The following is a 3,822-nucleotide window of genomic DNA, read 5'->3' on the forward strand; positions in this document are numbered from 1 at the left end:
GTCGCCGTGGACCACGCCACGGGCGAGGTGCACGCCCTCGCTCCGGCGGCGGACATCTCCGCGTGGGCTGCAGAGGTGGGTGATGCGCTCGTGGCCCCGCCGCTCGAGCCCGCCCCGCCCGCCCCCGCCGGTCAGACCGCGTCGTCGCGTCACGAGGTCGCCGAGTACACCGCTCTCGTCGAGGAGTGCCGCGCGGCGATCCAGCGCGGCGACGCGTACCAGCTGTGCCTGACCACCCGGTTCACCACCGCGCGTCCCGACGATCCTCTGGCCGTCTACCGGCGGCTGCGCGCGGCGACGCCTGCGCACCACGGAGGCTACCTGCGGGCAGGGGAACGGCACGTGCTCAGCGCCAGCCCCGAGCAGTTCCTCGCGACGGGCGGCGGGCGCGCGTCGACGAGTCCGATCAAGGGCACCCGCCCCCGGGGCGTCACGCCGGCGGACGACGCGCGGCTGGCGGAGGAGCTGCGGACGGATGCCAAGGAGCGCGCCGAGAACGTCATGATCGTCGACCTCATGCGCAACGACCTCTCGCACGTCGGCGTTCCCGGCACGGTCGAGGTGGAGCGGCTGTGGCAGGTGGAGACGTATCCCGCGGTGCATCAGCTGGTCAGCGCGGTCAGCGTGCGGCTGCGCGACGGGGTCACCTTCGGCGACCTGTGCGACGCGGCGTTCCCGGCCGGCAGCATGACCGGTGCGCCGAAGCTGTCGGCGATGACGATCCTGCATCGTCTCGAACGGGCGCCCCGCGGCATCTACTCCGGATGCTTCGGGCACGTCGGCCTCGATGGCAGGGTCGACCTCGCGATGGTCATCCGCACGATCGTGATCGACGCGGATTCGGCTTCCGTCGGCGCCGGGGGAGGGATCACCTGGCTCTCCCGCCCGGATGCCGAGGCCGCGGAGGTCGCGACGAAGGCGCGCGCTCCGCTCGCCGCACTCGGCGCGGTGCTGCCGCAGCCCTGGCGGGACCTGCTGCCGGTTTCCTGAGCGCGCACCGCTCGCGATACCCTGGAAGGGCCCGATTTCCGGGCTGTTCCGCATCGTCAGATTGGCCGTTCCTTGACCGAGCACGCGTCCCACGCCGAGTCCCCTGAAGTGATGTCTGCGCACGACATCCAGCTCAAGTGGCAGGAGTACTGGGCGCAGAACGGGACGTTCGGGGCGGGCGGCGACGACGATGATCGGCCCCGCAAGTACATCCTCGGCATGTTCCCGTACCCGTCGGGCGACCTGCACATGGGCCACGCCATCAACTACCTGTACCCCGACATCGTGGCGCGGTACTGGCGTCACCGCGGGCACAACGTGCTCAACCCGGTCGGCTGGGACTCGTTCGGCCTGCCCGCCGAGAACGCCGCGATCAAGCGCGGCGCCGACCCGCGCGAGTGGACCTACAAGAACATCGAGCAGCACAAGGCCGGATTCCGCGGCTACGGCATGTCGTACGACTGGTCGCGCGTGCTGCACACCTCCGACCCCGAGTACTACCGCTGGAACCAGTGGCTGTTCCTGAAGCTCTACGAGCGGGGCCTCGCGTACCGCAAGAAGAGCGCCGTCAACTGGTGCCCGAACGACCAGACGGTGCTCGCGAACGAGCAGGTCGTCGACGGCCGCTGCGAGCGCTGCGGCGCCGGGGTCGTGAAGAAGAAGCTCACGCAGTGGTACTTCAAGATCACCGAGTACGCCGACCGTCTGCTCGACGACCTCGACACGCTCGAGGGGCACTGGCCGCACAAGGTGCTGCAGATGCAGCGCAACTGGATCGGCCGCTCCACCGGCGCCGACGTCGACTTCGTCATCGAGGGCCGCGACGAGCCGGTCACCGTGTTCACCACCCGCCCCGACACGCTGCACGGCGCGACGTTCTTCGTGATCGCCCCTGACTCCGATCTGGCGTCCGAGCTGGCATCCGGTTCGTCGTCTGAGGTGCGCACGCGCTTCCAGGACTACCTCGAGACGGTGCAGAAGCAGACCGAGATCGAGCGGCAGTCGACCGACCGCCCGAAGACCGGCGTGTTCCTCGAGCGCTACGCGATCAACCCGGTGGGCGGCGAGCGGATGCCGATCTGGGCGGCCGACTACGTGCTGGCCGACTACGGTCACGGCGCGGTCATGGCCGTGCCCGCGCACGACCAGCGTGACCTCGACTTCGCCCGCGCGTTCGACCTGCCGGTCAAGGTCGTCGTCGACACCACCGTCACCGGCGGCGCGAACGAGGGCGAGGACCTCGCCGAGCTCGACCCCGCCGTGACCGGCACCGCGCTGGTCGGCAACGGCCGTCTGGTGAATTCCGGCGACCTCGACGGTGTCGACAAGGCCGAGGCGATCGCCCGCACCATCGCTCAGCTCGGTGAGGCGGGCACCGGTCGCGCCGCGAAGAACTACCGCCTGCGCGACTGGCTCATCTCACGTCAGCGCTTCTGGGGCACGCCGATCCCGATGCTGCACCTCGACGACGGCAGCGTCGTGCCGGTGCCCGAAGACCGTCTGCCCGTGCAGCTGCCGAGCGTCGACGGTCTCGACCTGCGCCCGAAGGGCTCGTCGCCGCTGGGCGCGGCCGAGTCGTGGGTGCGCACGGTCGATCCGGCATCGGGTGAGCCCGCGCTGCGCGACGCCGACACCATGGACACCTTCGTCGACAGCTCGTGGTACTTCCTGCGCTTCCTGTCGCCGCACAGCGACCAGTTCGCGTTCGACCCCGCCGAGGCGAAGCGCTGGGCGCCGGTCGACGGGTACTTCGGCGGTGTCGAGCACGCGATCCTGCACCTGCTGTACGCGCGCTTCATCACCAAGGTGCTGTTCGACCTGGGTCTGATCGACTTCGAGGAGCCGTTCTCGAACCTGGTGAACCAGGGCATGGTCATCATGGACGGCGCGAAGATGTCGAAGAGCAAGGGCAACCTCGTCGAGCTGTCCGACCTGCTCGGGCAGTACGGCGCCGACGCTCTGCGTCTGGGGCTGGCGTTCGCCGGCCCCGTGGAAGACGACAAGGAGTGGAACGGCGTCTCGCTGTCGGGCGCGCAGAAGTTCCTCTCCCGCGCGCTGCGCGTCGCCGACGAGGTGTCGAGTGAGCCGGGCGCGGCTCCGGATGCCGGTGACCCGGCGCTGCGCCGCATCACCCACCGCCTGCTGGCCGACGCGCCGGCGCTCGTCGAGCAGACGAAGTTCAACGTCGTCGTCGCCCGTCTCATGGAGCTGGTGAACGGCATCCGCAAGACGATCGACACCGGCGCCGGAGCCGCTGACCCCGCCGTGCGGGAGGCGGCCGAGACTGTCGCGATGATCGTCGAGCTGATCGCCCCGCACACCGGCGAGGAGATGTGGGCCCGGCTCGGGCACGAGCCGTCGGTCAGCGCGGTGCAGTGGCCGGATGCCGATCCGGCGCTGCTCGTGCAGGACACGGCGACCGTCGCCGTGCAGGTGAACGGCAAGGTGCGCGCGACCCTGGACGTCGCCGCCGACATCTCCGACGCCGACCTCGAGGCCGCCGCGCGCGCCGATGAGAAGGTGCAGCGCGCCCTGGAGGGCAAGGAGATCGTGCGCGTGATCGTGCGCGCGCCGAAGATCGTCAACTTCGCCGTCAAGGGCTGAGGTTCTGCCGGTGACTGTGCACATCCGGCCCTCCTGAGGGAGTTGTGCACAGTCTCCGGGATCCGTGGGCAGCGGCCCGTGGCGGGCGGCCTAGCGTGACAGGGTGTCAGCCGACGAGTCCGCAGAGCCGGATGCCCGCGCGCGCCCGCGTCTGAGGCTGGGCATCGGCGCCGCGGTGACGCTCGGCCTGGTGGTGCTGTCGGCCGCGGTCGGCTGGGGGATCCTGCG

The 3,822-nt window shown here is 70.5% G+C and carries 2 protein-coding genes; both read left to right on the forward strand.

Annotated elements, in window-relative coordinates; all coding sequences use genetic code 11:
• The coding region (locus tag RT309_RS14175; RefSeq protein ID WP_313358074.1) for an anthranilate synthase component I family protein at positions 1-990 on the forward strand (990 nt) is incomplete at its 5' end.
• A 111-nt stretch (positions 991-1,101) separates the two neighbouring features.
• Positions 1,102-3,594: a leucine--tRNA ligase gene (leuS, locus tag RT309_RS14180; RefSeq protein ID WP_313358076.1), complete on the forward strand. Its 2,493-nt coding sequence runs from the start codon at positions 1,102-1,104 to the stop codon at positions 3,592-3,594.
• Positions 3,595-3,822 lie beyond the last annotated feature (228 nt).

Source organism: Microbacterium sp. (genome assembly GCF_032084865.1).
Classification (GTDB): Bacteria; Actinomycetota; Actinomycetes; order Actinomycetales; family Microbacteriaceae; genus Microbacterium.